The following is a 6,000-nucleotide window of genomic DNA, read 5'->3' on the forward strand; positions in this document are numbered from 1 at the left end:
AGCGGGTCCTTTGCTCGGCGAGTCATGGGTTTTGCGTTGATACACGGCCTTGGGCTGTGCGTTCGGAGAAGGTTAGGAACGTTCCGCATGAATCAACAACATTCGCGCTAAGCAACAGAGTGCGCCCCGTCACACATCAAAGTCAAGGCTTTTCCCGTCTTTGACGGCCACTTGATATATCAATTGGCCTTGACGTGGGGTGTTGCCTATCATGATGACCGTTGCGCCAAGAGCGCCGCGGGGGAAGAGCTGGTTACGGGTCCGGACTAACGGGGCCTGTAGCCCATCCTGGCGCTGATACTCAGCCCGGCCTCGCGCAGTCCATCGATGAGGCCCGGCTGCTCTTCTGGCGAAAAACGGAACGCCGGACCGGAGATGCTCACGGCGGCAATGACACTGCCGGTGTGGTTGAAAATGGGCACAGCCACGGCGGTGAGGCCGATCTCAAACTCTTCGTGGACCGTGGCGTATCCGTTGCGGGCCACGTCCAGCAGTTGCTTCTCCAGCTCTCCGCGGTTCGTCACCGTGCGGGGCGTTCGTGCAGGCAGCCCGACCGCCTTGAAAACCTGGGTTCTTTCGTCTGCCGTCAGTGCTGCCAGGAGAACCTTGCCGCTCGACGTGGCATGCAACGGCGTCAGGCTCCCCACCCAGTCATAGGTGGCCAACGTCGACGGTCCCATCGCCTGGTCCACGTTGACCGCATAGTTGGACCTCAGGACAGCCAGATTGACCGTCTCCTTGTACTCGTGAGCCAGGGCCTCCAGCACTTCCCGTGCCTCGTGGACAACACTCAGCCTGCCGGGGATGGATGACGCCAGGCGGAGGATGCCGAAGCCCAACTGGTACTTGCCACGTTCGCTGTTTTGCCGGACGAGGTCGCGGCCAACCAGGGAGCCCACAAGCCGGGACACGGTGGATTTGTGGACGCCCATCTCCTCGGCGATTTCGCTCACTCCGGCGTCGCCTTCCCGGGCCAGGATTTCCAGGATCTGGAGGGCGCGGTCCACTGACTGGACGCCTCCGCCCTGGGCGTCCGCGTCCTTTTCGAAGTCCGGGTTGTTGCGTGCGGCCATGCTGCCTCGTGTCGTTGTCCAGGCAGGCGGCCCTGGGCCTGGTAGCCCTGAACGGCCTGCACCCTCGTCTTTCCTCATCCTAGACGGAGTTTTACACGGACTCTTTCACATCATGGGGCACTCGTAACTTATGCGCTGACGGCCACCTCCGGGACGTTGGCCCGTGAATCGATGAGTCGTTCCCTTCCTGCATAGACGTTCAGGCTGTGGCCACGGCTGAAGCCCACCAGGGTCAGGCCGGTCCCCACTGCAAGATCGGCCGCCAGGCTCGAGGGTGCGCTGACCGCTGACAAGACCGGTATTCCGGCCAGCGCGGCCTTCTGGACGAGTTCGAACGATGCCCTGCCGGAGACCTGCAGGACCAGGCCCGTCAGCGGCAACAGGTCCTGGCGGAGTGCCCACCCCACCACCTTGTCGACGGCGTTGTGGCGCCCCACGTCCTCGCGAAGGCACAGGAGCTCCGGCTCGGAACCATCCACCCTGAAGAGTCCCGCAGCATGGACACCGCCGGTCCTGTCGAAAACGGCCTGGGCCTCACGGAGGCGGTCCGGCAGCCCGGCCAGGAGATCAACGGGAACCCGCAGCCCATCCAGGGACGCATCGTAGTGGATGGTCTTGCGCACGGCGTCGATCGAGTCGGTTCCGCAGATGCCGCAAGAGCTGGACGTGTAGACGTGGCGTTTGGTGTCCGGCAGGGGCACGTCCGGGCGCAGCTGGGCGTCGACGACATTGAAGGTCTGTGTCCCGTCCTTTTCGCCGGCACAGAACCGCAGGGAGAGCAGTTCCGATGGGTTCCGGATGATGCCCTCGGACACCAGGAACCCGGCCACAAGATCGAAGTCGTCCCCGGGTGTCCGCATTGTCACTGCGAAGGAGGTCCCACCGATCCTGATTTCCAGTGGCTCCTCGGCAGCCAGGACGTCCTCTTTGTGACGAACAGGGTGCTCGCCGCCCGTCCCATCGAGCTGGAAACGGTGGATTTTCCTGCGCTGCGTCATGCGGGCCATACGGTGGGCCTTCCTGGCTGGTTCTGGCCCGGGTTACCGATGGGCGCTGTCCATGGCAGGGGCAGCACGGGAACCGGCTCGCCGGCCACTGCTCCTTCCGGAGGCACCGCCATATACGCGTCGGCCCACGCGAGCCCGCGCATCATCCCGGGACCAGCGTGGGCGGCCGGGAACACCAGCCCGCGGATGAGCCGGCAGGGTATGAGGCGCGTCTTTCCCTGAACGGGTTCGATGTCGGCGCCGGAAAGCAGCGGAGTGGCCTCCTGGAAGGGCGGTTTCCCAGGGCGGCGAGCAGGGGTTCGCCCAGGGTCATGAGGGCCAGCATGGCTGCCAGCGGATTGCCCGGCAGCCCGATGATGAAGTGACCGTCCGGCAGTTCGGCCATGACGGCGGGATGTCCGGGGCGCATGGCTACCCCGTCCAGCAGGAGCCGCCCGCCGAGCGCCCCAACGGCGGCACGGAAGTGGTCTGTACCGGATTTTCCGGTGCCTCCGGTGGTGATCGTCACCTCGGGACGCCGCCCGCCACCGGCGCCGTCCAGTGCCGCCAGCCACTCTCCGTACGAGTCGCCGATCCGTAGCTGCCCATCCGGCACTCCGCCCAATTGCGGGATGACGGCATTGAGCTGCGGACCAAAAGCATCGCGCACCTGTCCGGGCGCGGGGTCACCTGAGGTGACCACTTCAGAACCGGTCATGACGACGGCGACCCTCGGCTTGCGCTGTACCTGCAGCTGATCGTGGCCGGCCACCGCGGCCAGGGCAAGGTGTGCCGGATTGAGGAGGGTGCCGGCGGGTATGAGGACGTCGCCTGCGGTGGCTTCTTCGCCGGCCGGGCGGATGTGGCGGCCGGGAAGTGTTTCGCCCGGTTTCACCTCCGGCCCCAAGGTGAGGTGCCCGTCGTCGGACAGCTGTCCGCTTTCCTTGCGGAGCACGGTGGTGGCTCCGGCAGGAATAAGGCCTCCGGTGGCAATGACACTGGCTTCTCCGGCAGAAAGGCGCCGCCCGGGCCCGGTGAGTGCCCAGGGCCCTTCACCGCTGATGGCCCAGCCGTCCATGGCTGATGACGCGTAATGGGGAAGGTCCTGCCGGGCAACAACATCGCGGGCCAAAGTGCAGCCGATCGCCGCGTCGAGGTTTGTTGGTGCGGAGGGGAGGGGAGCTGCGCAGTGGTACGCCAGTTGCCGGGCTTCGGCCCACGTCATGGCATGGTTCCGCTGGAGGCCGGCTGTTAACTCCTCTTGTGCAAGCATGGATGTCCGTTTCCTGGGTGGTGCTTCCGGTGTGGAAGGCACCGGGGACTGCACGGCCTTCCCGTAATTACTGCCGCGCAGTCCCCGGTAGCTGTTGTCAGGCCTTCACGTAACCGTTGGGGTTCAGTACGAACTTGGTTGCGGCTCCGGCGTCGAATTCGGCGTAGCCGCGGGGGGCGTCTTCGAGCGGGATGGCCTGGGCGTTGACCGCCTTGGCGATCTGGACCTTGTCGTGGAGGATGGCCATCATCAATTGGCGGTTGTACTTCATCACGGGGCATTGACCGGTGGTGAAGGACAAGGACTTGGCCCAGCCCGTCCCCAACGACAGGGAGAGCGAACCGTGCTTGGCGGCGTCGTCGATTCCGCCCGGATCGCCGGTCACGTAGAGGCCCGGGATGCCCAGGGCGCCGCCGGCCGCGGTGATATCCATGAGTGAGTTCAGCACGGTGGCCGGGGCTTCGTGCGAGGCGTCCTTTCCGTGTCCCCGGGCTTCGAAGCCCACAGCGTCAACGCCGCAGTCCACTTCCGGAACGCCCAGGATCTGCTCGATCTGATCCTTGGGATCGCCTTGGGAGACGTTGACGGTTTCGCAGCCGAAGGATCGGGCCTGGGCCAGGCGGTCCTCGTACATGTCGCCCACAATCACGACGGCGGCCCCCAGCAGTTGGGCGCCGACCGCGGCAGCGATGCCCACGGGACCGGCACCGGCAACGTACACGGTGGACCCGACGCCGACACCGGCTGTGACTGCGCCGTGGAAGCCGGTGGGGAAAATGTCCGAGAGCATGGTCAGGTCCATGATCTTCTCCAGGGCCTGGTCCCGGTCCGGGAAGCGCAGGAGGTTCCAGTCCGCGTACGGGACCAGGACATACTCCGCCTGTCCGCCGACCCAGCCCCCCATGTCCACGTAGCCGTAGGCGCTGCCGGGGCGGTCGGGGTTGACGTTGAGGCAGATGCCGGTCTTCTGTTCCTTGCAGTTCCGGCAGCGGCCACAGGAGATGTTGAACGGAACCGAGACGATGTCACCTACCTTGATGAATTCGACGTCGGGTCCCACCTCCACCACTTCACCGGTGATTTCGTGGCCAAGGACAAGGTTCTGCGGTGCGGTGGTGCGTCCGCGACCATGTGCTGGTCCGAACCGCAGATGTTGGTGGTCACTGTCCGCAGGATGGCCCCATGCGGGACCTTCCTGCCGACGTTGGCCGGGTTGACGCCCGGTCCGTCCTTGAGTTCAAACGTTGGGTAGTCGGTGTCGATGATTTCGACGACACCGGGTTCCTTGTAGGCGACTGCTCTGTTTCCTGACATGGTTACTCCCTGTTCCTTGCTGTTGTTGAACTGAGCTGTCCAACGGTCCGAAAGCGGTGCTTCGATGAGGAATACCTCCCCAGGTTTCAGGCCACCGAAGCACCATTCACGGACAGTTGGACATATCGATAAACGGACAAATGGACAGTTGTGGTGCGGCTAGGCCTTTTCCAGCCGGATGATCACGGACTTCGAGGTCGGGGTGCCGCTGGTGTCGGCGACGGAATCCAGCGGCACCAGGACGTTGGTTTCGGGGTAGTACGCGGCGGCGCAGCCTTTCGGCGTCGAATAGGAAACGATGCGGAAGTTTTCGGCCCGTCGCTCTGTCCCGTGGAACTCTGAGACCAGGTGGACCATGTCCCCATCGGCAAAGCCGAGCTCGCTGATGTCCCCTGCGTTGATCAGCACCACCCGACGCCCGCCGTGGATGCCGCGGTACCGGTCGTCCTTGCCGTAAATGGTGGTGTTGTACTGGTCGTGGGAGCGCAGGGTTTGGAGGACCAGCTTGCCCGGCGGGACTTTGATGAACTCCAGTTCATTGCCCGTGAAGTGCGCTTTCCCGGAGGCTGTGTCGAACTTCCTGGCGTCGCGGGGCGGGTGGGGCAGCACGAAGCCGCCGGGATGCTGGATCCGGGCTTCGAAGTCTTCGAAACCGTCGAAGACCGCCTCGATGTGTTTCCTGATCAGGGTGTAGTCGTCCCTCATGGCGAGCCAGGAAGCCCTGGGGGCGTTGGGCAAGCGTTGGTACCCGTCGGTGAAAAGCTTTTCCGCGAGGTTGCAGACGATCGCGACTTCGGAGTGGAGGTGCTCGCTTGCAGGCTTCAGGCGGCCACGTGAGGCGTGGACAGCACTCATGGAATCTTCCACGGTGACCCGCTGGTCACCGGTTCGCTGGTGTCCTTTTCGGTGCGGCCGAGGGTCGGCAGGATCAGTGCCCGCCGGCCGGTGGACAGGTGCGAGTGGTTCAGCTTGGTGGAGATCTGGACGGTCAACCGGGTGTTGGCCAAGGCGTGCTCGGTGACCTCCGAGTCGGGGGCGGCCCGCACGAAATTGCCGCCCATTCCCATGAAGAAACGGACTTTCCCGTCCCGCATGGCACGGATGGCCGCAACAGTGTCATAGCCGTGGTCCCGGGGCGAACGGAATTCGAATTCCTGGTCCAGTCGGTCGTGGAATGCTTCCGGCATCTTCTCAAAGATGCCCATGGTGCGGTCGCCCTGGACATTCGAGTGGCCACGCACAGGGCAGACGCCGGCGCCGGGCTTGCCGATGTTTCCTTGGAGCAGCAAGACGTTCACAACGTCGCGGAGCGTGGGCACGGAGTGCTGTGCTGCGTGAGGCCCATGGCCCAGCA

The 6,000-nt window shown here is 64.5% G+C and carries 2 protein-coding genes and 3 pseudogenes; all 5 read right to left on the bottom strand.

The window, feature by feature from the left end; translation table 11 throughout:
• Positions 1 to 266 precede the first annotated feature (266 nt).
• Positions 267 to 1,073, bottom strand: a complete 807-nt coding sequence (locus PYR64_RS21690; RefSeq protein ID WP_275777617.1) for an IclR family transcriptional regulator — start codon at positions 1,071 to 1,073, stop codon at positions 267 to 269.
• 128 nt (positions 1,074 to 1,201) lie between these two features.
• Positions 1,202 to 2,080: a formate dehydrogenase accessory sulfurtransferase FdhD gene (fdhD, locus tag PYR64_RS21695; RefSeq protein ID WP_275777619.1), complete on the bottom strand. Its 879-nt coding sequence runs from the start codon at positions 2,078 to 2,080 to the stop codon at positions 1,202 to 1,204.
• A pseudogene (locus PYR64_RS21700) lies at positions 2,068 to 3,332 on the bottom strand (molybdopterin molybdotransferase MoeA). Before PYR64_RS21700 ends, fdhD begins: the two are co-directional and overlap by 13 nt.
• 97 nt (positions 3,333 to 3,429) lie before the next feature.
• A pseudogene (gene fdhA / locus PYR64_RS21705) lies at positions 3,430 to 4,646 on the bottom strand (formaldehyde dehydrogenase, glutathione-independent).
• Between the two features lie 159 nt (positions 4,647 to 4,805).
• Positions 4,806 to 6,000, bottom strand: a pseudogene (locus tag PYR64_RS21710) (molybdopterin dinucleotide binding domain-containing protein); the annotation flags it as partial.

The organism is Paenarthrobacter sp. Y-19, assembly GCF_029223985.1.
GTDB lineage: Bacteria > Actinomycetota > Actinomycetes > Actinomycetales > Micrococcaceae > Arthrobacter > Arthrobacter nicotinovorans.

Excerpts from the sequence above, each read along its gene's own strand:
- fdhD (WP_275777619.1), bottom strand. The coding sequence starts at position 2,080 with ATGGCCCGCATGACGCAGCGCAGGAAAATCCACCGTTTCCAGCTCGAT.
- PYR64_RS21690 (WP_275777617.1), bottom strand. The coding sequence starts at position 1,073 with ATGGCCGCACGCAACAACCCGGACTTCGAAAAGGACGCGGACGCCCAG.